General features: G+C 48.9%; 24 protein-coding genes. 13 read left to right on the top strand and 11 right to left on the bottom strand.

All coding sequences use genetic code 11. The features are described 5' to 3' along the window. Positions 1–68: 68 nt before the first annotated feature. Positions 69–542: a universal stress protein gene (locus tag PHQ97_11185; GenBank protein MDD4393296.1), complete on the bottom strand. Its 474-nt coding sequence runs from the start codon at positions 540–542 to the stop codon at positions 69–71. A gap of 765 nt (positions 543–1,307) precedes the next feature. On the opposite strand from PHQ97_11185, the gene PHQ97_11180 reads away from it, so the two are divergent. Next, on the top strand, positions 1,308–1,610 hold the full coding sequence (locus PHQ97_11180; protein ID MDD4393295.1) for a Dabb family protein: 303 nt from the start codon (positions 1,308–1,310) through the stop codon (positions 1,608–1,610). Positions 1,611–1,740: 130 nt separating this feature from the next. On the opposite strand, the gene priA is transcribed toward PHQ97_11180, so the two are convergent. Beyond that, the gene (gene priA / locus PHQ97_11175) at positions 1,741–4,194 is read right to left on the bottom strand and encodes a primosomal protein N' (GenBank protein ID MDD4393294.1); all 2,454 of its coding nucleotides are present in this window, start codon (positions 4,192–4,194) and stop codon (positions 1,741–1,743) included. A gap of 273 nt (positions 4,195–4,467) precedes the next feature. On the opposite strand from priA, the gene PHQ97_11170 reads away from it, so the two are divergent. After that, positions 4,468–4,773: a hypothetical protein gene (locus PHQ97_11170; GenBank protein MDD4393293.1), complete on the top strand. Its 306-nt coding sequence runs from the start codon at positions 4,468–4,470 to the stop codon at positions 4,771–4,773. 88 nt (positions 4,774–4,861) lie between these two features. Here the strand turns inward: PHQ97_11170 and minE are convergent, their stop codons facing one another. The 8 genes from minE to PHQ97_11130 all read right to left on the bottom strand — a co-directional run bounded on the left by minE (position 4,862) and on the right by PHQ97_11130 (position 11,574). Further along, positions 4,862–5,137, bottom strand: a complete 276-nt coding sequence (minE, locus tag PHQ97_11165; GenBank protein ID MDD4393292.1) for a cell division topological specificity factor MinE — start codon at positions 5,135–5,137, stop codon at positions 4,862–4,864. A gap of 9 nt (positions 5,138–5,146) precedes the next feature. Beyond that, positions 5,147–5,947 carry a septum site-determining protein MinD gene (minD, locus tag PHQ97_11160; GenBank protein ID MDD4393291.1) on the bottom strand — a complete coding sequence of 267 codons (801 nt, stop codon included), beginning with the start codon at positions 5,945–5,947 and terminating at the stop codon, positions 5,147–5,149. Positions 5,948–6,144: 197 nt separating this feature from the next. After that, entirely contained in the window at positions 6,145–6,852 is a 708-nt protein-coding gene (locus PHQ97_11155) for a septum site-determining protein MinC (protein ID MDD4393290.1), read from the bottom strand. A gap of 660 nt (positions 6,853–7,512) precedes the next feature. Then, positions 7,513–8,055 carry a hypothetical protein gene (locus PHQ97_11150; protein ID MDD4393289.1) on the bottom strand — a complete coding sequence of 181 codons (543 nt, stop codon included), beginning with the start codon at positions 8,053–8,055 and terminating at the stop codon, positions 7,513–7,515. Positions 8,056–8,111: 56 nt separating this feature from the next. After that, positions 8,112–9,047 (bottom strand): 50S ribosomal protein L11 methyltransferase, encoded by a 936-nt coding sequence (gene prmA, locus PHQ97_11145; protein MDD4393288.1) that lies wholly within the window; start codon positions 9,045–9,047, stop codon positions 8,112–8,114. Between the two features lie 142 nt (positions 9,048–9,189). Beyond that, the gene (locus PHQ97_11140; GenBank protein ID MDD4393287.1) at positions 9,190–9,471 is read right to left on the bottom strand and encodes a hypothetical protein; all 282 of its coding nucleotides are present in this window, start codon (positions 9,469–9,471) and stop codon (positions 9,190–9,192) included. A 242-nt stretch (positions 9,472–9,713) separates the two neighbouring features. Next, positions 9,714–11,060: a radical SAM protein gene (locus PHQ97_11135; GenBank protein MDD4393286.1), complete on the bottom strand. Its 1,347-nt coding sequence runs from the start codon at positions 11,058–11,060 to the stop codon at positions 9,714–9,716. 7 nt (positions 11,061–11,067) lie between these two features. Further along, entirely contained in the window at positions 11,068–11,574 is a 507-nt protein-coding gene (locus PHQ97_11130) for a molybdenum cofactor biosynthesis protein MoaB (protein ID MDD4393285.1), read from the bottom strand. A 314-nt stretch (positions 11,575–11,888) separates the two neighbouring features. On the opposite strand from PHQ97_11130, the gene PHQ97_11125 reads away from it, so the two are divergent. From PHQ97_11125 to PHQ97_11075, 11 genes are all read left to right on the top strand, one after another. Then, the gene (locus PHQ97_11125; protein ID MDD4393284.1) at positions 11,889–12,479 is read left to right on the top strand and encodes a molybdenum cofactor guanylyltransferase; all 591 of its coding nucleotides are present in this window, start codon (positions 11,889–11,891) and stop codon (positions 12,477–12,479) included. A gap of 135 nt (positions 12,480–12,614) precedes the next feature. Beyond that, complete coding sequence (locus PHQ97_11120) at positions 12,615–12,971, top strand: molybdenum cofactor biosynthesis protein MoaE (protein MDD4393283.1); 357 nt, start codon at positions 12,615–12,617, stop codon at positions 12,969–12,971. A 20-nt stretch (positions 12,972–12,991) separates the two neighbouring features. After that, positions 12,992–13,489 carry a cyclic pyranopterin monophosphate synthase MoaC gene (gene moaC / locus PHQ97_11115; protein MDD4393282.1) on the top strand — a complete coding sequence of 166 codons (498 nt, stop codon included), beginning with the start codon at positions 12,992–12,994 and terminating at the stop codon, positions 13,487–13,489. A gap of 28 nt (positions 13,490–13,517) precedes the next feature. Further along, positions 13,518–15,104, top strand: a complete 1,587-nt coding sequence (gene rmuC / locus PHQ97_11110; protein ID MDD4393281.1) for a DNA recombination protein RmuC — start codon at positions 13,518–13,520, stop codon at positions 15,102–15,104. Further along, positions 15,091–16,389: an MltA domain-containing protein gene (locus PHQ97_11105; protein MDD4393280.1), complete on the top strand. Its 1,299-nt coding sequence runs from the start codon at positions 15,091–15,093 to the stop codon at positions 16,387–16,389. The genes rmuC and PHQ97_11105 overlap by 14 nt, the downstream gene beginning before the upstream one ends. A gap of 137 nt (positions 16,390–16,526) precedes the next feature. Next, the gene (gene tatA, locus PHQ97_11100; GenBank protein ID MDD4393279.1) at positions 16,527–16,865 is read left to right on the top strand and encodes a twin-arginine translocase TatA/TatE family subunit; all 339 of its coding nucleotides are present in this window, start codon (positions 16,527–16,529) and stop codon (positions 16,863–16,865) included. Continuing rightward, a complete protein-coding gene (gene tatC, locus PHQ97_11095; GenBank protein ID MDD4393278.1) occupies positions 16,858–17,604 on the top strand; it encodes a twin-arginine translocase subunit TatC in 747 nt (248 codons plus the stop codon). The genes tatA and tatC overlap by 8 nt, the downstream gene beginning before the upstream one ends. Positions 17,605–17,724: 120 nt before the next feature. Continuing rightward, positions 17,725–18,174 carry a cytochrome c3 family protein gene (locus PHQ97_11090; GenBank protein ID MDD4393277.1) on the top strand — a complete coding sequence of 150 codons (450 nt, stop codon included), beginning with the start codon at positions 17,725–17,727 and terminating at the stop codon, positions 18,172–18,174. Positions 18,175–18,941: 767 nt separating this feature from the next. Beyond that, positions 18,942–19,976, top strand: coding sequence for a 4-hydroxy-tetrahydrodipicolinate synthase (gene dapA / locus PHQ97_11085; protein MDD4393276.1), 1,035 nt, complete (start codon positions 18,942–18,944; stop codon positions 19,974–19,976). A 598-nt stretch (positions 19,977–20,574) separates the two neighbouring features. Beyond that, positions 20,575–21,636 (top strand): branched-chain amino acid aminotransferase, encoded by a 1,062-nt coding sequence (locus tag PHQ97_11080; protein MDD4393275.1) that lies wholly within the window; start codon positions 20,575–20,577, stop codon positions 21,634–21,636. A 49-nt stretch (positions 21,637–21,685) separates the two neighbouring features. After that, a complete protein-coding gene (locus PHQ97_11075) occupies positions 21,686–23,059 on the top strand; it encodes a UTP--glucose-1-phosphate uridylyltransferase (protein MDD4393274.1) in 1,374 nt (457 codons plus the stop codon). A 208-nt stretch (positions 23,060–23,267) separates the two neighbouring features. On the opposite strand, the gene PHQ97_11070 is transcribed toward PHQ97_11075, so the two are convergent. After that, complete coding sequence (locus PHQ97_11070; GenBank protein ID MDD4393273.1) at positions 23,268–23,810, bottom strand: lytic transglycosylase domain-containing protein; 543 nt, start codon at positions 23,808–23,810, stop codon at positions 23,268–23,270. Positions 23,811–23,961 lie beyond the last annotated feature (151 nt).

The following is a 23,961-nucleotide window of genomic DNA, read 5'->3' as shown; positions in this document are numbered from 1 at the left end:
CTCAGGGCAAAGGCCCTTAATCCGTGAAGATCGGATTCCACTTCTTGAATCCGACGGGGAGGTTCTGTCTAGCTGACAAGCATAATCGATATATCTTTTGCGCCGTGAATCACTTTCTGTGAGATACTGCCGAGAAAAAATTCCTTGATTCCGGACAGCCCTCTGCGGCCCATCACAAGGACATCATAATTCCCGAGTTTGAATTCTTCAAGGATGTCTGCAGCCACGCCTGTTTTTTTCATATCGACTTTAATAGAAATATTGTTTTCGAAAAAATCGGCTTTGAGCAGCAGGGCTCTGGCGTTTTCAACAGCACTTTCCACCAGCTTTTTCTTTTCCTGCTCAAGCGCACAAAACGTCCCCTGCTGAGCAATAAAGTAGGATGTCAACTCCGGGCTGCTCATATCACACAGCGCCGCCGTATCCTGCAAAACACACATCAGGGTAACCCTGCTGTCCGGTTTAAATATTTTCGTAATGAATTCAACCGCTCTCATCGCATTTTCGGAATCGTCCAATGCCACCAGTATCTTTTGCGTCATAGCTACCTCCTCTCTGAAAGTGTTGATTCTGTCATGCCTGAACGAAGGGCTGCAAATTTTCCCTGAATGCGGTGGTCTTTCTGCCCGCCTTGAACGTAAAAAATAATCAAATTTTCGTTCGGACAACAGCAATAGGCTCAAATTACAAACAGTCGGCTGAAAATTCGGGCCAAAAGCAGTTCTACCGCTTCCGGCTCAGATTCTGGCCCTCGAAATATACATTGAATTGGGCTTGATCATAACTGCGGCCATATTTTGCTGTGCGTAGCCTCTGAGTCCCGCCCGTTGCCGGCATCCCCCGGATCGTGCTGGAGAAGCCGGCAACGGGCGGGACGGACCCCGTGACATTGTGGCCGCAGTTATGATCAAGCCCATTGAATCATGTGTCCGATATTATCTTGTTTAAGCTTAAAAAACCTGCCCGAGGCCTCTTTCCGGTTCGCTGCACGGAATTAATCTGTAGTAAATTCTATTATGAATAGAATTCATTTTGCAAGAACAAAGTTATTGTTTAAAGAACAATCCATCGTATTCAACTGTTATAAGGCAGGTTGACGGATATTATCTTGCAAAAGTCCAAGATCCGGCAGTGGATGTAATTTTCTCTCTTGACACGGAAACGTCACACTTATAATGGATGTGTGATAAACATATCCATGCAAAGGGCTGATATGATCAGCACACACACGAAGATACAAAAAGACAACCCGAAACCGCATTGAACTAAGGAATAAATCTCTTTAGAAAGCAACCCGAAAGGAGACGATGATGTTATCTCATATTGTCGTATTTTGGCTGAAAGACGATTTGTCAGTCGAGCAGAAAGACAAATTTTGTGCCGGTTTGGAATCATTAAAAAAAATTGACTTCGCCCGGGTTGTCCATATCGGCACACCGGCTGCCACTGCTGATCGTACCGTGATCGATAAATCCTATTCGTTTGCGATCAATTCCGTTTTCCAATCAATGAGCGATCAGGACCAGTACCAGATTCACCCGCTCCACCAGGCGTTCTTACAGGAATGCGTCCCCATGTGCGCCAGGGTTAAGATTTACGATTTTGAATAGATAAAGGGTGTAAGGTGTAAGGTGTAAGGTGCAAGGTGCAAGGTGTAAAATAGCGGAGTGTTTTTTTATACCCTATACCCTCCTATACCTCATACCTTATACCCCGTTTCCCCGTTCCCCGTTCTTTTTTTCACATCATAAAAAACGGATCCACATCCACCGCCAGTGTCACCTGACGAAGAACTGATTTAAACGTTTTCTCCTCCATCAGCTTGCGGACAAATTCATGAAGGAGCCCGACATTGGGACTTTTATATAGAATCTGCCATCGAAAGCGGTTGGCAATCTTTGCCAGTGGAGACTCAACCGGTCCCAGCTGCTCCAGCTGATTCATAAATGCCGGATTGGCCTTCATCAATGAAAAACTGCATTCACCAAGAATCCGGGCATCCCGCTTTGTATCGTTCTTATCCCTGCCTGATATATTCAGCTGAATCATCCTGGAAAACGGGGGATAATTCAAAGACTTTCTGAACTCGATTTCCCGGTTGTAAAACCCTTCGACATCCTGATCCCTTGAGCACTCGATGCTGTAATGGTCCGGCGTATAGGTTTGCAGAATCACTTTTCCGGGAGTTTCCCCCCGGCCGGCTCTGCCGGCTACCTGGGCCAGCAGCTGAAACGTGCGTTCTCCGGAGCGAAAATCCGGAAAATTCAGCGACAGATCCGCGCAGATGATCCCAACAAGGGTAATATGGGGAAAGTCGTGGCCTTTGGCAACCATCTGGGTCCCGATCAGGATATCGATTGTTCGATTCCGCAGTCCCTTCAGCAGGGTTATCAAGGCCCCTTTTCTCAGGGTGGTGTCCCGGTCCATCCGGGCAATCCGGCGGTCCGGAAACAGCGCTTTTATCCCCGCCTCGAGCTTTTCGGTCCCCAGGCCCAGCAGATAAATCTTCGATGAGCCACAATCCGGGCAACTGATACCGAAGGGTCGGGTATACCCGCAAAAATGGCATTTATAGGCGTTTGCCTTCTGGTGGAGGGTCATGGAGATATCACAATTTTTACAACGAATCGCTTTGCCGCATTCCGAGCAGACCGCAAAATTGGCAAACCCCCGTCGGTTGAGGAACAGCAGCACCTGTTCACCCCGCTGCAACGTCTGCTTCATGGCATCGACCAGATCCGGGGTAAGATATCGGTTCATCCCCTTCATGTCCCGATACTCACGAAGATCAACCACCCGGATTTCCGGAAGCGGCTGCTGATTTACCCGGTGTCTCAGCTGCAAGCCTTTGAATTTGGAATGAACCACATTATATACGGATTGAATGGACGGGGTAGCCGATCCCAGCAATGCGATACAGTTCTGAAACTTCGCCCGCATGACGGCCAGATCTCTGGCATTGTAGGAAAAACTGCCGTCCTGCTTATAGGAAGGATCATGCTCTTCATCAACGATAATGACGCCGATCTGATCCAGCGGTGCAAAAACAGCCGATCTGACCCCGATGATGATGCTCGCCTCCTGATCCATGATGCGCTTCCACTGGTCAAAACGCTCGGTTTTTGTCAGCCCGCTGTGAAGAAGGGCGATGCACTGTCCGAACCGGGCGCGAAAGCGTCTTTCAGTCTGAGATATCAGGGCGATCTCCGGCACCAGCACCAGAACCGAAAACCCGTTTTGAACGGCTTCAGCGGCAATCTGCATATAGACCTCGGTCTTGCCGCTTCCGGTCACCCCCTCCAGCAGGTAGGTACAAAACCCCTTACCCATGGCCCCGCTAATGCTGGAAATAACGGTTTCCTGTTCCAAAGTCAGCGGCGGAGGGCTGTCAGGCTCAATAAGCTCTCCCAGGGGATCGGTGTAAACTTTTTTTTCACACGTCTGAATAAATCCCTTTTCGGTCAGGTAGCGGACCGATCCGCATCCTGACTGGACCCGCTTTTTTAAATGCGTTAATGAAATTTCTCCCTCGGATTCAATCGCCTCCAAAATGGCTTTTCGCTGCGGATAATACCGATCCTGTGGAATATCCGACCGGATTAACGACAAATATCGCTCGGTCCTGGGTACGGGCGTTCCTTTTTGAATATACCGGCGCGTAACGATCCACCCCTTTTTTTCCATTGAAAGAATCAGCCCGGCCGGCAGGGGACAGCCAATCTGACGGCTCAGGGTCTTGAGCCGGTTTGGCCCCTGGACTAATCGGGTTAATACCTGTTCGGCAAGCGGCGGAATACCGGATTCTGACAATACGGCAGCCCCTTTTCCGGTAATCTTAAGCGAGGTAACTTCCTTATCATTGATACCCGCAGGAAGGGCTTTTGTAATGACCTGCCCCAGAGGATACATGTAATACCGGGCAATCCATTTAAAAAGCGGAATCAGAGACGTCGTAAACAGCGGTTTTTCATCCAGCACATCCAAGATGTATTTCGTCTCACCGGCCGACGGCCCCCCGTCCGCATGCAGGGCGAGAATATAGCCGGTAACCGTCCGGTTGTGAAACGGAACCAGCACTCTCTTTGCAACCGCCACTATCGCCAGAAACGGCTGCGGCACGCGGTAGGTATAGGTCCCGTCTACCGGAAGCGAGACGGCCACTTCAATATATTCATATTCCGGGGATATACTCATGCTGATTCGGGGAAGGCCCTCTTTCCGTATGGGATGCGAAATTGATGGAAAATCATCAACGCTCATTTCATGGGAATTCAACAGGATGAGGTGTTTTTTCTTGACACGCTCAACGGCTTTTTCTTACTCTATATCATAAAATCAATAGTTGATGAGGTTCTTTTCTCTGCTGATTCATAGCCTGGCAGACCGGCTCCGGGGATCGAAACCGGAAAAGTCCGCCTGACGGTTTGAAATAAAATGGAAACGGGCTTGATAAACATGGAGGGATCTATGAACAAAAATTTTAAACAGATGATAGCTGTGCTGATAATTTCGGCGCTGGTGCTCATCCCTTTTGGTTCTGCCGCTATGGCTCAAGGCCATATGAACAACGATGAGCAGCTGTCCGGTGAAAAAATGGTTGCGGACGCGCTCCTGGTTCGCCCGGTTGGTGTTGTAGCCACAATCGCAGGCGCAGCCGTATTTATTGTTTCACTGCCTTTTTCAGCCCTGGGCGGGAACACGAAGACCGCATGGAAGAATCTGGTGGTCAAACCGGCAACGTTTACTTTCAAAAGACCGTTGGGAGATTTGTAGCATTCTTTCCATCCGACAGGATACCCTCACGTGTTAACGCCGGGCAAACGCGGACAAGCCTTCCGGCCAGATCAACAGAATACACCCCTCAGGATACCGAGCGCTGCCTGTGTTTGGCCGAAATGATCGGCGTGTTGACCACGAGCGCAGACAAATCATCAGATCGCTGAATATCGAGTTTTATGGTCTCCTTATCGATTTCAAAATAGCGTGAAATCACCTCCACAATCTCTCGTTGCAGCTCTCTCATAATATCATCGGTTACTTCCAGTTTGTCATATACCAGGGCAAACTGCAGCCTCTTTTTCGCTACATCCTTACTCCCGCCTTTACCAAAAATTTTTTGCAGTAATCCGTTTAACATTGATTCGCCTTATTTCCCAAAGCCAAGCTTATGGCTGATCTTTTTCCAGAACCGTTTTTGAGTTTGAGGAACTTCGACAGGAAGGTCCGGCTGCCCGTTGAGTCGCAGTGCAATCCGCCGGAATGCGTCCCCTGCCTTTGATTCCTTCTGGAGCACCAGCGGAACACCAGTATTGGTGGACACGACTACCTGCTCATCCATTTCAATCAAACCAAGGAGTTCTATCGCCAGCACCTCGACCACATCTTCATGGCTTAACATATCCCCCCGTTCCACCATTCTGGGAACGATCCGGTTCACCACAAGCTTCGGCGTAATGGACCGCGCGTACAACAGTCCGATGACCCTGTCCGCGTCTCTGACCGACGAGACCTCCGGAGTGCAGATCACCACCGCCTCATCAGCGGCCGCGATCGAATTCTCGAATCCCTGTTCGATCCCGGCCGGGCAGTCGATCAGGACAAAATCAAATTCCTCCCGTAACTGCCCGCAGAGCTGCCGCATGCCGTCAGGAGTCAGGGCGTTTTTGTTGTCGCTCTGGGACGCCGGAATCAGATACAGATTGTCCAGTCTTCTGTCTTTGATAGCCGCCTGCATGACCTTGCATCGACCGTGAACAACATCCACCACATTATATACGATCCGGTTTTCCAGGCCCATCACCACATCCAGATTCCTGAGACCGATATCCATATCCACCACCACAACGCGTTTTCCCTCAACAGCCAGTCCGGCGCCGATAGATGCCGTAGCTGTAGTCTTACCGACGCCCCCTTTGCCTGAAGTGATAACGATTACTTTTCCTTCCAAAGTGCACCTCTTGAAAACAGTTTTGACTGAACGCCCTCTATCGGACATATTGTCCGGGCTCTCATGTCATGGTATTAGATTTGATCCAATATTATCATCCCTGCGATTGAACCATATCCCGGAGGCTCGAGACTACCTGCGAACCTTACAGATGCCGGCTGTCCAATTCCGCCGGACCGCTTGCGGTCAGACGGCTCTCATCTGACCTGCGGCCATGGCAGGTCTTTAAACGGCTTGGCTTTCAAGTAGTCTTCCACAACGATCAATCCGTCTTCCACATGAGCAAACTCTGCAGCCCCTTCCGATGAAGCGGGAAGACCGGCTGCCACAAATCCGCCGATCTGGATCTGGGTCGGTCTGAAATCCAGCGCCACGATAATGGCCTCTTCATTTTCCGGCTGACCGGCAATCGCGGACCCGCAAAGACTGCCCATCACCAGAATATCTCCGGGAGCCACAATTTCAGCGCCCGGATTGACATCTCCCATGATCAGAAGGTGTTTTCTTGCCCTTACCTTCTGTCCGGATCGAACCCGGCCGGCCAGCATCAACACATCGCTTCGATGATACTGCCATGAATGGCCCATGTCCTGTCTTCGAACCTGTTCCTGCGCCAACGACCGTTTTATGGGGGGACCCGAAACCAGTCCGACATCGAAGGTCTGCTTTAAAAACGCTCCCAGATGTTCGATCAGCGGTTCGGAACCGTTTTCTTTTCCGGTATCAATAACAACGCGGGCATTGACGACCAGGTGTTTCATCCGCTCAAACAGTTTTATCAGATGCTCTTTTAATACTTCTTCCGGCTGGGCCGTATCCACCGTCACCCAGAGGCTGTCTCCCACCCCTTTCAATCGAACCGGTGGCATATTCTGAATCGGTTTGCTCATTTCATTTTGATTCACAGATCTACACTCATGAACTTGCTGTAAGGGTCTCGACAAAAATTAACTGCGCATGAATTATGCAGACTTTCGGATTTTCTCAAACCCGTGCAATTTATTTCTGCCGGGGTCGTAAGATACCATAGATGTCTTCAACTCATTCCCGGCGCTGCCGGCAAATAAGATGTCACTGATGGAGGACCAAGGCCATACGGGTCATAAAGCTTACCCTGAACGAAAAAGGTGCAGGGGAAACGACATGACAGCCAGCCATTTTTTTCTCAACGGGCTGAGCAACCCCCCGTTTTCTGTATGAATTGCCATGTTTTTATGCAACGTCAGGATTTATTCACATGGGTCAGAAAGGTATATAAAAGAATGGCTTGTGTGTCAAGCAGGAAACATCTCAAGATATGGTGCCGTTGGGGGTATTCAGAAAAAGAGAAAAACCGCTTCGATACCAATAAATATCAGAAAAATTGAATTGCCGCCCTCCTTGAACTTGAAAAAACAGGGCTTGATATCATACCTGCGGTCATATTTTGATGTGCGTAGCCTCGAAGTCCCGGCCGTTGCCGGCGTACGACATGGCGCGATCCGGGGAAAAGATGTCGGGGCCATGAAGCGTTAAAAAGCGCAAACCGTCCCCATCTCAAAAGCGGGCGGGGGGTAATTTTTTATTTATTCCGAGGCCCTTACCTTGATCTGAACCCTGTGATCCCTCAGATCGTACGACAACACGAGCTTTTCATTCTGTTTCAGATTTTTACTGGCCTCATGGTACTGTTCAAGGATTCGGGCCGCCAGCTCCTCTTCGGTTTCCGTGTCACAAATTCCTAATTTCGACCACTGTCTCGCCTCGAGTTCAAAGGCTTTTTGAACGATGGGATGAGAGCGGACCGACGGGTCAGGATAAGGGTCTTTTCCTCTTTTCGTCCCGGACCCCTGAGCATCCCCCTCAAGCATTCGCTTCCATATGGCTTCATAAACCTGAAGCGAATACATCAGATTATCCAGCCACAGCTCCAGCTCGGTGTTTCGAAATCCCGCCAGATACCGGTGAAGTATTGTTTCATAAGCCCGTATCCTGTTGATCAGGTCTTCAGGAAACGGGTGGCCGTATTTTTTCCGGTCAGAAACATATAACCGTACCCGTTGATCCATCTGATAGATCTGATTTTTAAACATTTTTAATTTCTGCAACATATCAGGAACTGAATCCATGTCACCCACATCCGCAAATCAGATAAAATGTGACCCTGCTGGTTCAATATGCGATTTTATATCGCCGGCGCTGTTGGATATCGGGCGCAAATGGCCACCCAGCTGTCCTTTGACCGGACATCCAGAATCTCAAAGCCGCAGGACATCATTTTGAGCAGCACGCTGTCCCTGTGTTCCTCGATAATACCGGAGCATATCAGCAGGCCGCCGGGATTGAGGACCATTGCGACACTGTCCAGGAGCGTGATGATCACATGGGACAGAATATTGGCTGCCGCGATATCAAATGTTTCTTCGACCCCGGTCACCAGATCCCCATGGGCCACCGTGAATTGATCCGGCCGGATCTGGTTCAGTTCCAGATTCTTCCGGGCCACCTGAACGGCCACCTCGTCCATATCGACACCGTGGACTTTTTCGGCCCCGAGTTTTGCGGCGGCAACCATCAATATCCCCGAACCGGTACCGATATCCAGAAAAGAGACATCGGGAGTGACATAGGTTTCCAGCATCTGAACGCACAGCGACGTGGTCGGATGCGTTCCGGTGCCAAAGGCCATTCCGGGATCAATTTCAATGACAATCTCCTCCTCACGGGGAAAGTACTCCCGCCAGGTCGGCTTGACAACGATCCGCTCGCCCACCTTCTCCGGCCGGAAATATTCTTTCCAGGAATTGGCCCAATCCTCTTCCTCGATTTTCCGGTATTCGATGCGGCAGCAAAGGTCCTGATCCGCTTCAAGCTGCCTGAGCGCCTGTTCGAGGCGCCGGCACTTGTCACAAGATGCGTCGGAATCCGGAAAATATCCGGTGACTGAATCCTTTTCGGCCCTGGTCTCGATCTGGTCCGCCCACCCCTCTTCCGGTTCCAGTTCAGGATCGGCCACGACCACCCCCTTCACGCCAAGGTTGTAAAATGCCTCTGAGATCAGATCCACGGCCAGTTGTTTATCGCCGGAATCAAATATAACCTGTGCTTCAATCCATTTCATGATGATCCGTCTTGTGTTTGAAGTTATTTATTTTTATTGTTTCCGAGACCCTGATACCAAATTTATGCTTTCCATACGAAAGGCTTACAAAATACCACAAACACATGACCTTGAAAAACCTTTATTGATATCGAAATCTGTCTCACCGCGGAGCAAACCGTAGAAATAATCGGTATTTCCCGGAATCCAGATCGGCCGGGATTTCATATCCCTCCGGGACAAGCAGGGTAAGCACCCGTCCGCTGGACGGATCCGGTATATTTTTTTCCCCTCTGCGATCTTTTCCGCCATTCGGCAGATGTCCGTACCGTTTTCTTGACGGCCGGCTGTTCAATAGCCTGGCCTCGACATGACCTGCCCGGTGGCAACCCGATCGTATTGTTGTCCCTCCAATTTTTGATGGCGCGCCAATGATAATTTCCATCCATACCCCCTGATCCGTGCGGACACACGAATGCCCGATAATTGGCCGATGCCAGTGAACCCGCTTCATACCTGCGTAATGCATCAAACGGCCGGTAATTCAATCCGGTGTATAAAAAATTCCTGTAGACAAAATCAGATAAGACCTGCTTCAACCGGTCTCAGATCGAACAGCAGCGTTTACGCTCTTATTTATTCATCGGCAGGATGGAGGATTTCTTTAATTTTTGACGAGGGCCTTAATCAACCGATCGCTTCAGACCATCCTGCAAGATGAAATTTTTCCTTGGGAGGATTGAAGTAGCCATACATCACATGCGGAAACCGACTTCGGATGGTCTGCAGCACCGTGGCCATTCCCACCGGTATGCCGTGGGACCCGGCCTTGTTCATGATGCTGATGTATCTCAGCGGATCAAAATTAAGATTCCGCCACTGGATCATGTGAATGGGGTGGCGGCGGATAAAGCTGAGCATTGCCTCCAGTTCTTCGGGAGTATCCGTAAACCCGGGGCAGTTCAGGTAATTGACGGAAACAAACTTTCCGGCATCAAGGGCTGTATCGATGCTGATTTCAACATCCCGCAGATGATACCCTGCGGGTCTGAAATACGCATGGTAACAGTCCTGCCGGACAGAGTTGAGGCTGACGCGCATGCTGTCCAGGCCGGCACCAAACAGCTTTTTCAGAACTGACGGCAGGCTGGCGTTGGTATTCATGTTAATGGTGCCCTCTGGTGTCCGGGAGCGGATCAGGCGGATGGCCGGCTCGATGACATCTGCCGCCAGCAGGGGATCGCCTTCACATCCCTGACCAAAACTCAACACGCTGTGCCTGACCTTCCGGATATGCTCCAGCGCGACTTCGGCGATCTCTTCCGGGGAAGGGGTAAAGGAAATCCGGCGCTGACAGCTGGAAATTTCACTCGTCTGCAGGGATATACAGCCCAGGCACCTGGCGTTGCAGGCCTGAGACGTGGGCAGGGGGGCTTCATAGCGTTTTAAAAAAAAATTTTTCCCCGCAGGACAGCCATACTCCAGCGCGCAGGTCTCCAGATGCCGTCGCAGCCGGTTGTCCGGCATTATCTTTCTCATCTGGCTGACGCCCCGGATGACATCTTCCCGTTTCATCAATCGTAAATCCTGACGCTTTTCACGGTCCACACAGATCACGGCAGAACGGAATTTTCCCCGGTACCAGCCGGCCGCGCCATAGGAAAACAGGGGCAGATAACCGGCAGTGTCGCGTTCCTGATAAGCGGTCACATAAGCGGTCACATACCCGGGAGAATTAAACGCGGCTACAGGAAATACCGCTTCGCCCGGAACAAATGGATTTTCCTTCAATGTCTCGATGCGTCGGGCTTTCATGTTGTAGACCACCGGGTAGCGATCCGGCAGAAACATCATTTCCCCGCCATAGGGCAGATTCACGGTCTGCTCAACCGTCAGCGGAACCTGAACCGGTCCGTCCATACCCACGGCGGCATATCCCTGAAGATCGAAAATTTCTCCCCGCTCATTGGCCACCACCGCCGTTATAAACGGAGGCTTCCTGCTGGATGATCGTCTGGATTGATTCCCTTCCATGAGTGTATCAAACCTCTTTCATATGTTTTTCCAAATGCCCGAGCTCGGGAAAAATCAGCGATTTGCAGGCCAGTTTACAGGCATTGATACTGCCGGGCATGCAGAAAACAGCCGTGGCATCGATCACCCCGGCCGTTGCCCGGGACATAAGGGCGGCCGAATCGATCTCTTCGTAACTGAGCTGGGCAAACAGGGCGCCGAACGCGGTAAGTTCTTTTTCAAACAAAGGACGGACGGCCTCGATCGTCACATCCTTCGGGGTGATTCCCGTTCCTCCGGTCAGCAGAACCGCAGCCGGGCGCAGGCTTTGGATCACTTCCTTTACGGTAGCCTCAATCACGGCGGCATCGTCCGGAATCACCTGATGAAACACCACCTCATGCCCTTCTTTTTCCGCTGTCCGGCTGATCCATTGGCCGCTTTTATCCTCCGCGAGCGTCCGGGTGGTCGATACTGTTACAACAGCGACCCTCACCTTTTCCGGAGCCTTTTTTTTATGCTCTTGCGTACTCATCATTCATAGTTTCCATTTCACTGGTTATCAATACACCGATTAAGCAACCACTTTGTGCATGCATCCATTCATTTCATTCTTCAGAAAAATACACATTTCTATCCGCATACCGCTCCCGATCAGGAGCCGCATTTTTGAACCATAAATGAAATTACCTTGCTTTTACAATCATTTTTTTTTATGAAGATCATATATATGGTTTCTATCGGGACAGATGGCTTCAATCCGACTGCGATCCTTATCCATAACATGACACAAGGGCCATAAAGACATCATTACCACTACCCTAACCGTCTACTACGCAGGATGATGACATGACATACCCCTGTACCGGCGTGATATTGGCTGGCGGGCTGAATTCCCGTTTTAACGGAAAAAACAAGGCCTTCATTCAAATCGGCGGGAAAAAAATCATTGACCGGCTGTATGAAACTTTTTCCGATCTGTTTGAACACATCATCATCGTGACCAATTCCCCGCTTCAATACCTGGTTTGGGAGGCGGATATCGTAACGGATATTTTCCCCTGCCGAAGTTCGCTGACCGGAATTCATTCCGGCCTGTTTTATACCACCACACCGTATGCGTTTTTTACCGCCTGTGATTCCCCCTTTTTAAAAAAAGAACTGGTTCAAGCCATCATGGGCCATATCGAAGAAAACATCGACATTGTTGTGCCGCAAACATCATCTGGCCTGGAGCCCCTGTGCGCCGTTTATTCCAGAAACTGCCTGAAGGCAGCCGAAAACCAGCTGATCCGGAAAAAATTTAAAATATCTCTTTTTTATGACAAGGTCCGCGTCAAACAAATTCCACAACAGGTCCTCCAAAAAACGGATGCACAACTGATATCTTTTTTCAATATCAATACCCCGGAACAGCTGAAACAAATTCTGGAAATGTAAACCTGATCGTTGCTTCAGCAATAAGGACTTGAAAAACATCCGATTGCCGCGTATGACATCGTAAACGGCATGTAAAGCCGTGATTATCGAACGTAAAAACCAACACCAACCAACAGGCAGATAGAACTCATGGACATGAACGAACTGATTCAAAGCATTAAACAACATCCTGATTTTGACAGGGTAGGCATGATCCTGTGCCATAACGGCGTTGTACGGGCCACCTCCCGGGAAGGAAGAAAAGTAACCGGCCTGAAACTGACGGTAGATCACGAAAAGCTCCGGCAGGTGATCGAAAAGCATAAAAAAAGGCCCGGCATTCTTGACATCCGGATACAAATCGTTGAAAATAAACGGCTGGCGGTTGGAGATGATGTGATGTTTCTGGTGGTTGCCGGAGATATCCGGGACAATGTCGTTCCGGCCCTTCATGACACCCTCAATGAGATTAAAACAACCGTCACCCGAAAAGAACAGTTTTTTGCAGACTAAACACGCATGTGGAGTACGAAATGACAGAATTTACACACCTCGACAGCAAAGGTCATGTCAGGATGGTGGATGTTACGGACAAGCAGCCGACCGTGCGAACGGCCGTTGCCCGGGGGCGGGTGTCTATGACGCAGCAAACCTTTGAATTGATTCAAACGCAATCCGTCAAAAAAGGCAATGTGCTGGAAACCGCCCGAATCGCGGGCATCATGGCCGCCAAAAAAACCTCGGAACTCATCCCCATGTGCCACCCCCTGAATGTAACCCACGTGGGAGTGGAATTTATCCCGGACATGAATTCCAACTCCATTGTCATCAACGCCACGGCCCGCATGTCCGGTCCGACCGGGGTTGAAATGGAAGCGTTGACGGCTGTATCCATAGCAGCGTTGACCATCTACGACATGTGCAAATCCTACGACAAGTCCATGGTCATCTCAGGCATCTGCCTGCTGGAAAAAACCGGCGGGAAAAGTGGCCACTTTATCCGGAAACATCCGCCGGAGCTGGTCGATTGAAATCCGCATTCAAGACACCACTGGTAACATGAAATCTTTATTCATCAACATTGCGGGGTTATCCGGAGTGCTGATCGCGGGAGCAATCGGGTGGATGGCCTCCAGCATCCGGTCTTCCCGTTACGTATCCAGCATCCGGATGGAACACCGGGCAACCATTTCAACACTGTCAGAAACTGTCCAGCGAAAAACCGAACAAAACGAGGCTCTGGAATCGGTGCTGAAAACCGCCGAACAGCAGATTCGTACGCTCAACGAACGGGTTCTGGACATTTCCCAGCAGCGATCAGCCGCCCTGGCCAGACTCGATTACATGCAGCAGATCGAAAAGACCCTGAATGAAAGTCGTCACGACAACAGCAACCTGCTCACCACCATCACAGAACTGAAACAGCGGCAGACCGGCCTTGAAACCGAAATCCGCAAAGAGCGTCAGGCAGCTGAAGAAAAAATCGCCTTTCTCGAACAGATGCGAACGCAGATGGAACATACGTTCAAGGCACTTTCATCGGCCGTATTAAAAGAAAACAACCAGTCGTTTCTGGATCTGGCCCATACCACCCTGTCAAAATATATAGACAGCGCCCAACAGGATATGACGCATCGCAGCAAAGCCATTGAAAGCGTTATCGATCCGGTCAAAGAGGCTCTGATCCGGTATGACCAACATATCCAGACCATGGAGCTGGCCAGGGAAAAGGCTTACGGCGGTCTTTCCCAGCAGGTGGTTTCGATGATCCGGACCCAGGATGCCCTTCAGAAAGAAACCGGAAAACTGGTCAAAGCGCTCCGGCTGCCCCATGTTCGGGGCAGATGGGGGGAAATGACACTCCAGCGGGTAGCTGAGCTTGCCGGCATGCACCATCTCTGCGATTTTTCCCTTCAGCATTCCTCAGACACGGATGAGGGGAAAATACGCCCGGATATGATCGTCAATCTGCCGGGAAAACGACAGATTGTCATCGATGCAAAAGCACCTTTGTCCGCCTATCTGGACTCTCTGGAGGCCGAAACCGATCAACAGCGGGATCAGCTGCTGGCCAGCCATGCCCGGCAGCTCCAGACCCACATTCATCAATTATCCCGAAAAGCCTACTGGGCCCAGTTTGATTCCATGCCGGAATTTGTGGTGCTGTTTTTACCCGGAGAAAATTTTTTCAGCGCCGCTTTGGAACAAAATCCTCAACTGATCGAAGAGGGCATTGAAAAAAACATCATCCTGGCAACCCCCACCACCCTGATATCCCTGTTAAAAACCATCTCATTTGGATGGCAGCAGGAAAATATGGCAGAAAATGCCAAATCCATCTGCCGGCTGGGGCAGGAACTTTACGAGCGGCTCTGCTCTATGGCCGAGCATATCAACCGCCTGGGCCGGGAGATAGACCGCTGCTGTCAGACCTATAACCGGCTCATCGGATCGTTTGAAAGCCGGGTGTTAACATCCGCCAGAAAATTCGGTGACTTTGGCATCAAATCCGGAGCAGAGGCACAGCTGTCAGCCATCAACCCGGTTGAGGTAAAAACCCGCAGCCTTCGATCCGCCCCTTCGGCTCAACTGATTTCATTGACCCCTTTTGAAGATTCTCAACCGGATATCCATGAAAAACGCTGACCGGTCGCCCCGGATAGCCCGCAAAACGGCGACGTTAACCACAGCAATTCTGTGTATACTATGGCTGTGCATCGGCGGGTGCAACACCCTTTCAATCCGTCATGACGGCACTGAATCGGTCCCCGGGGTCATGATCAGAGTGCCTGTCAGCCAGTATCCGGAGTTCACGGACGACATGAACTATGATGATGTTGAATTTGCCGTCAGACAGAGTCTGTCCTACCTTGAAACCGTTTCCCCGGACACACCGTTTACCTTTGGCGATGAGGTCTATGATACCCGGCACATGACCGCCTCTTTGACCCATTTTCTAAATTTTATTCATACCCGGCCAGTCAAATCCGAACTTCACCGCTTTATTTATGATAACTACCGCGTCTATCAGTCTGTTGGAAACAACCGGAGCGGCCGGGTCCTGTTTACCGGCTACTACGAACCCGTTCTTCAGGGAAGCCCTGAAAAAACCGACCGATTCCGGGTTCCGGTATATACCCGCCCGAAGGACCTGATTTCAATAGACCTGTCACCGTTTTCACCCCGATTCAAGGGCGAACGGATTATCGGCAGGTTTTCCGGGCAGACCATCGTGCCGTATCCTGATCGAAGAGAAATCAATGGCAGCGGTGCACTGGATGGCAAGGCGGATATATTGGCCTGGCTGAAAGATCCGGTCGATCTGTTCTTCCTCCAGGTTCAGGGGTCCGGAAAAATATGCCTGACTGACGGATCCATTCTCAACGTACATTACCATGCTTCAAATGGCCGGCCCTACCGAAGCATCGGTCGCCTGCTGATCGAAAAGCAGAAAATACCGCGGTCCGGGATGTCCATGCAGGCCATCCGCTCTTATCTGAGCCAGCACCCGGATGAGCTTGACGAGGTGCTGAACTACAATCCGAGTTATGTTTTTTTCAAACCCGAACCCGATGGCCCTCTGGGATGTTTGAATGTCAGACTCACGCCCGGAAGATCCGTTGCACTGGACCGGCGGATATTTCCACCAGCCGCGCTGACGTTTATACAGACCCGCAAACCTGTAATTGACGGAAATGGTGAAATCAGAAACTGGCGGAAATTCAGCCGATTTGCAATGAATCAGGATACCGGTGGCGCTATCCGGGGACCGGGCCGGGCAGATCTGTTCTGGGGAGATGGCCCTTATGCTGAAATCGCATCCGGTCACATGCAGCACCCCGGCACCCTTTTTTTCCTGGTGTTAAAACCGGATGCCCGGACAAAAATGGTTGAAATCCGAAAACCGGGCATCCGCGCAACTCTTGACTGATGGCCCGAAGCCTGTTTCGAGGCCTGTTTAAATCCTCTTGACTCTTTACCTGATTCTAAGTACTAATAACTTATTTTCTGATAAATTGATTACACATAAAATATAATCTCTTTAAATTTCCTTACAAGGAGAACCACATGTTTGGCATGGGAATGCCGGAAATCATACTTATTCTGGCCATCGCTCTGATCGTGATCGGGCCCAAAAAGCTGCCGGATCTTGCAAAGTCATTAGGCCGTGCGCTGGGAGAATTTAAAAAGGCCACACGGGAATTTAAACAGACCATTGAAATCGATGACGAAATTAAAACGGCTAAAGAAACCATCGATGACATAAACACGGATATCCGAACCTCCATCCATGCAATAGATAAAACGCCTGGAGAAACCACCGAAGCTACCTCTGAAACCGCCCCTGATGAAATAAAGGGACAGGGGAAGCACACCGGGTCAAAAGGCTCTTCACCCCATGAATGATGCTGAAAAACTTCCGTTTACCTCTCATCTTGATGAACTTCGCCATCGATTGATTGTCAGTTTCATCGCTGTCGGTGTCGGTTTTGCTCTTTCGTACGGTTTCAAGGAAAAGCTGTTTGAAATTTTAACGCATCCGCTGGTATCGGTCATGAAAACCGGTGATACGCTTATTTTCACAGGCCTCCCCGAGGCCTTCTTTACCTACCTGAAGGTATCGTTTCTTTCCGGACTCATGCTGGCCGCGCCAGTTATCCTTTACCAGTTCTGGATGTTTATCGCTCCGGGCCTGTATAAAAAAGAACGAAGCGTGCTGTACCCGATTGTCATTCTGTCTTCTTTTTTCTTTATTGGCGGAGCCCTGTTCGGTTATTTTATCGTTTTTCCCTTTGGGTTTGAGTTTTTTTTAAGTTTTTCAACCGAATTTATCAAACCCATGCCGTCAATGAAAGAATATCTCTCTTTTTCTTCAAAATTACTCATAGCATTTGGAGTCGTATTTGAAATGCCTCTGGTGATAACTTTTTTAGCCAGACTGGGCCTTGTCAGCGTCGATTTTTTGAAAAAGCAGAGAAAATATGCCATTTTACTGTTCTTCATCGGGGCAGCCCTGTTAACCCCGCCGGACGTGGTTACGCAGATCCTGATGGCGCTTCCGTTAATGCTGCTGTATGAAATAAGTATTATCGGAGCTAAAATTTTCTCAAAAAAAAGTAAGTCTTCTTCCGACAACGAAGCATGAATGAATATCCCTTATACTCTTTCCCGTTGACAGATTCATGTTTACTTGATACGAATTTTTAGAGTACTTCAATTTAAGATATGGGGTAATACATTTAACATTAACTTTAAGGAGGAGGTTATGAGAAAAAAAGGGTTATCACTAGTCATGGCTCTGGCCGGATTTTTCTTTCTGTTCGGCGCAACCGTATATGCTGCAGATTGTCCTGCCGGTATTAAAATGGACAACAAGGCTTATGCCGCTCATAAAAAAGGCATCGTCGATTTTTCCCATCAGAAACACTACACCGATTATAAAATCGGCTGCGGCGAATGTCACCACGATGCCACCGGAAAACCGCTGGCAACCCTGAAAGAAGGTGATGCGGTTCAGGGCTGTATCGAATGCCACAAAAAACCCGCCAAGGCAAAAGCCAAAAAGGGTGAAAAACTGACCATGGCGCAGAAGATGGAGTACCATGCGGACGCCGTTCATGAAAACTGCATCAGCTGCCACAAAGACTTCAACAAAAAGAATAACACGAAAGCCGCACCGGCCACCTGTGCAAAGTGCCATCCCAAAGTCAATTAACACCGCTCAGCTGAATCACCAGTAATACAGAGGGCAGCTTCGTTCACACGAACAGGGCTGCCCTTTTTTTCGAATTATTCTTTCTGACTTACGCATGGACTTATCCGTTATCTCCATGATATTTATATCCGCCACCCGGGGCCTCGACAAAAATACGCCGTGCTGCCGGAATGGTACGTATCAAGGATGCTCATTGTATGGGTATCCCGGGCTTGATCATAACTTCGGCCATAACGTCGTGAGGACCGTCCCGGCCATTCCCGGCATCTCCAGCACGATACGGAGGAAACGATCGGGACTTCGAAACTACACGTAAGAGGATATGGCCGCAGGTACGATCAAGCCCCCTTGATGCAACCCGGGAGACGAACAAAAATGCAGGCGGGGTGGTGTAATTTATTTTTACATAGGCCCTTAAGCTTGCCTGACCTCTGCAGATATGGTATTCAATAACCGATTTTATCTAAAGATTCAATGAACAGGTATGATGGCTATGTAAAAAGTCATATTCAGCCCTTGTTTGTCATTCGACTAAAAAGAGAAGTCCAGGCGTTTTAGTGCGTTCTGGATTCCCGCCTGCGCGGGAATGACGGGTTTGGGTAATTTTTACGAGCTCATCAGGCATGTCACTTGAAATTCTGTTGTCCCTTGTCCATGATGCCGTTTACACCCCCGCAATGATGAGGGACGTTGAAATGTATTATCTTTTTGCGTCATCCATATGACAGCTTGTATTTTGATCAATTTGTTTTTACAGGGAGTAAGTTATGATCACAGGATGTTTCACCGCACTGATTTCTCCTTTCAGAAATGATGCCGTTGATTATGAGGGACTGGAAAAAATAGTGGATTTTCAGATTCAAAACGGCATCAATGGAATTCTTGCCGTAGGAACTACCGGCGAAAGCCCCGCATTGTCATGGCAGGAACACAATACCATTGTTGAACATATTGCAAACCAGTGCCGGAACCAGTGCATCTGTATTGCGGGTACCGGAAGCAACAATACAAAAGAGTGCCTTGAAGCAACCAAACATGCGCAAAAGGCCGGGGCAAACGCCGTATTATTGGTGGACCCGTATTACAACGGACCGAGTTCTCTGGAAATCCGACGGGAATATATTGCCCCGGTTGCATCGGCATTTCCGGATATAGACATCATACCGTATATTATTCCGGGCCGAACCGGAACAAAGCTGCTTCCCGAAGATCTGGCGATTTTACATGAAGAATATGAAAACGTACAAACCGTCAAAGAAGCGACCGGGGATACGGCGAACGTGAAACGAATCCGTGAACTGTGCGGGCCGGATTTTTCCATACTTTCCGGTGATGACGCGCTGACATTCGATATGATGACAAATTCTGTTATCCGTTGCTCCGGGATCATCTCCGTAGTATCCAATATCGCACCCAAAGCGGTAGCCGAGATGGTTGAATTGATCCAGATGAATCAGCTCGCCGAAGCCAGGGAAATATCAGACGCACTGATGCCGCTATTTAATCTGGTGACTTTCACGACCACGGAAAAAACGCCATTTGGCAATGTGGTATGCCGGGCCAGAAATCCATTGGGTATTAAAGTGCTCGTTTCACTTCTGGGAATGCCGGCAGGAAGATGTAGAAGGCCTCTTGGAAAAGTCACTCAAAATGCCATGGCAATCATCCTGGAAACCGTTCGATCCGTAAATCGGACTCATCCCGAGATCCTGAAACCCGCTGCAGACTATTTCGATATCGATATTGAAGAACGCCTCTATCACCAGTCAAACCTAGAAGGGTTGTGTTATGAAACGTATTGATACAGGTTTTTCTCATACATCTGACATGATTGTAATTTTATTCGGCCACTGAGCAGAGAGATAGGTGAAAGGAATTCAACCGCCTTTCACCTTGATTGTTTCAAAAACTTCTTTTTTTTATATCCCCCACAACTTTTTGCGATGCCGTCATAACTTACATCTTGATTTAACAGATAGTTGTGCTATTTCTTTTAAAAAATATCTCTGACACGTTAACACGGTTCCCGAACAGCAACACAGCAGTTACCCGAAATGGTCACTTCTGTATCAGAAGCAGGAGGTATATGTCACTTTCAGGGAAAACTCACCCCTTGAAATCCAATGGTCTGATGGTTCTTTCCCCCTTCAGACGGATACCCCGTCGTGAATTGCCATACGGCTTTCAGTGACCAGACCGGATATCACCGCCTGATTGACAGATCCTACCCGATCGGTCTCTAAACGTTAACTCGTGGATTGCGCAATAACTGTTTTTGAGCATTCGTATCTACCGAACAACCCGATACGGATCGTCTCTAACATGAATGTCGATGTTTCTGATCAGGTTCACCGGCTGGACCGATAGAAGCAATTTCCGGACTTACTGAAGGAGTTTTACATGCAGATTAATATTACAAAAGCACAGCAGTTAAAACCACTGCCGGATGATTCCGGGCTCGGATTTGGAACCCTCTTTACAGATTATATGCTGAATATGGATTATGATCCTGAAAACAGGTGGCATAATCCCCGAATCGAGCCGTATGGCCCTATCCAAATGGATCCGTCCACCATGGTTCTTCATTATGGGCAGGCCATATTTGAGGGGCTCAAAGCGTTCAGGACAGAATCCGGAGACATTCGTCTGTTCAGGCCCAAAGACAATATCAGACGGTTCAATGAGTCCGCCCGGGCCCTGTGCATCCCTGAACTGGACGAACAATTTGTCCTGAAAGCAATAAAAGAACTGATTCGTCTTGAACAGCACTGGGTTCCTAAAGCAGCCGGAACCTCTCTGTACATCCGGCCCACCGTTATCGCCATGGATCCGTTTCTGGGGGTAAGGGCATCAAGCACCTACCGGTTTTTTACGATTCTTTCTCCGGTCGGTGCCTATTATCCGGAAGGATTCAATCCGGTCAGTATCTGGGTCACCCGTGATCATGTTCGCGCGGTCAGAGGCGGTCTCGGTGAAGCCAAAACCCCGGCCAACTATGCAGCGAGTCTGTACGCTGGTGAAGAAGCCCATAAAAACGGCTATACACAGGTCCTGTGGCTGGATGGGATAGAGCAGAAATACATCGAAGAAGTCGGCTCCATGAACATTTTTTTTGTCATCAACAATGAAGTAATCACCCCCATGCTCAACGGAAGCATTCTTCCGGGCATTACCCGGGATTCTGTTCTTCAGCTGGCCAGAAATTGGAATCTGAACGTCTCCGAGCGAAAAATCAGCATTGACGAGGTCATGGAGGCCAATGACAGGGGAACGCTGCAGGAAATTTTCGGCTCCGGTACCGCGGCGGTCATTTCACCGGTTGGCGAACTCAAATACGGGGACAGGGTGATCCGCGTGGCCGATGGGAACGTTGGACCACTGGCTCAAAAATTCTTTACGGCCATCACGGATATTCAATACGGCAGATCCGAAGATACAGCGGGCTGGATTGAGCCGGTATAAATATTTCCTGATTTTAATCAATGCTTAAAAGGGGCCGGACATAAAATATATGAACCATCTTCCGTCATTCATCAAAAAAATGGATATCGAAGGGCTCCCAAAAGTAGCGATCGATACGTTTGCATATTATTATAAAAAATTGGTATCCGGATCCACAGGTCTTGTGTATGACAAAGATATAAGGCCTGTGGATCCGGACGAAATAGAGACTTCCGGACATCTCAAGCCGTATGCCGATTACGGAAATCAAATGCTGGGGCATGCCGTGATGCTGGTGTTAAATGGCGGCCTTGGAACCAGTATGGGCCTGACTCGGGCCAAATCCCTTCTCAAAATAAAAAACGGATATTCATTCCTTGAAATCATCACAAAACAGGCAGAGGCCGATCATGTAAAACTGGCATTTATGAACAGCTTCAGTACCCATGACGATACGATGGCCGCTCTGAAGGCCATCCACCCTGAAGAATTTCCGCTTTTATTCATGCAGCATAAATTTCCGAAAATACTGCAGGACAACCTGTCACCCGCCCTTTGTCCGAAAAATCCGTCACTTGAATGGAATCCACCCGGGCACGGGGATATCTATACAGCCATGGTTACGTCGGGCATATTGGATTTTCTCCTGAGCCAGGGCATTACCTATGCCTTTATTTCCAATTCGGACAACCTGGGAGCGACCATGGATACATCGCTTCTGGGATATTTTGCCGAAAAGCAACTACCGTTCATGATGGAGGTTGCCGAAAGAACGCCGGCGGACGCCAAAGGAGGACATCTGGCCCGACACAGAAACGGACGTCTGCTTCTCAGAGAATCGGCCCAGTGTCCTGACGAAGAAATCGAAGCCTTTAAAAATATTTGCCGGTACCGATTCTTCAATACGAATAACATCTGGATCAATCTGCAATTTTTAAAGCAGCTGACTCAAACCCGTCAAACCATAGAGCTTCCCATGATTGTCAATCCGAAAACGATCGATCCCAGGGATATGAACAGTCCGAAGGTATTTCAGATTGAAACGGCAATGGGATCGGCCATATCTTTATTTGAAGGGTCAATAGCGGTAAAAGTGCCGCGTTCCCGTTTTTTTCCGGTGAAAAAATGCGACGATCTGCTCACCGTCCGGTCAGACTGTTTTCAGTTGACCGAAAATTTTCAACTGATCATGAATCCGGATCGACTTTTCGACCTCCCGAAACTGTCTCTGGATCCCCGCTATTACGGGAAAATCGATGACCTGAATGCCCGATTTCAATTTTCAACGCCTTCACTCATAGAATGTGAATCATTGTCAATTAAAGGAGATGTGTTTTTTGAAGATCAGGTTTCCATCAAAGGACGTGTCCGGATTAAAAACACGAAAAATACTGCCGGAGTCGTTAAAGAAGGAACCATCATTGATCATGACATGATATTCTGAGCCATTCGGTTTTCTGGATGCATAGGAGTTTTGGGCTTGATCATAGCATGGATCAAATTCATTTTTAGAGCATGGCATCACGTTCTCGTCATTGCCGCCTTTAAGAATGTTATAAACTAAAAATTTTCTGTTTCTTATCTTTTGCCTCAAACGAAGTGCTCCTCAAGCGATAGCGGTCCCTATGTCCGCCCGCAAGAGCGCTATCCAATTATTTATCCGCATCCTGCCGGTTATACACGTAATAAAATTTCATCACCTTTGAGACATACTCCCGGGTTTCCTTTATCGGTGGAATACAGTTATACTGGTCAACCTTTCCCGGCCCCGCATTATATGCTGCAATGGCCAGTTGGAAATTATCATTATACCGCTGAAGAAGGTTTTTGAAAAATCGTGATCCCGCCATGATATTTTCATAAGGGTCAAACGGATCCTCAAGATTCAATACCGTAAAATTTTCCGGCATAATCTGCATCAACCCCATCGCTCCTGCCAGGGACACGGCTTTTGGGTTAAAATCGGATTCCACCTTTATCATCGCCTTTATCATGGAAAAAGGGACCCCGAAGGTATCAGAGGCCCGGACGATGATGTGATCATATTGATCCCTGGGAAATCGATCCGAATTCAACGGTTCTTCCCGGATATAAACACTGTATTGTGACGAGGTTGGAACATTGGTAAAACACATCACCCCTTCTTTATTGATATACCGGTATATATCCGGATAGCCGGACGCTGGAAAGCTCATCCACACAATCCCTGCCATGACACTGAAAACAAACTGTTTACAGCAACTTTTCAAGACGGTTCTATTCCCATACAAAATTATTTATAAACACCTTATCAACAGGTTTATGAACATTTTCTGATCATGACCTCAGCGCCGGCCATCGTCAGGG

Source organism: Desulfobacterales bacterium, assembly GCA_028704555.1.
In the GTDB taxonomy this organism is placed as follows: Bacteria; Desulfobacterota; Desulfobacteria; order Desulfobacterales; family JAQWFD01; genus JAQWFD01.
This window is presented reverse-complemented; position numbering and strand designations above follow the sequence as displayed.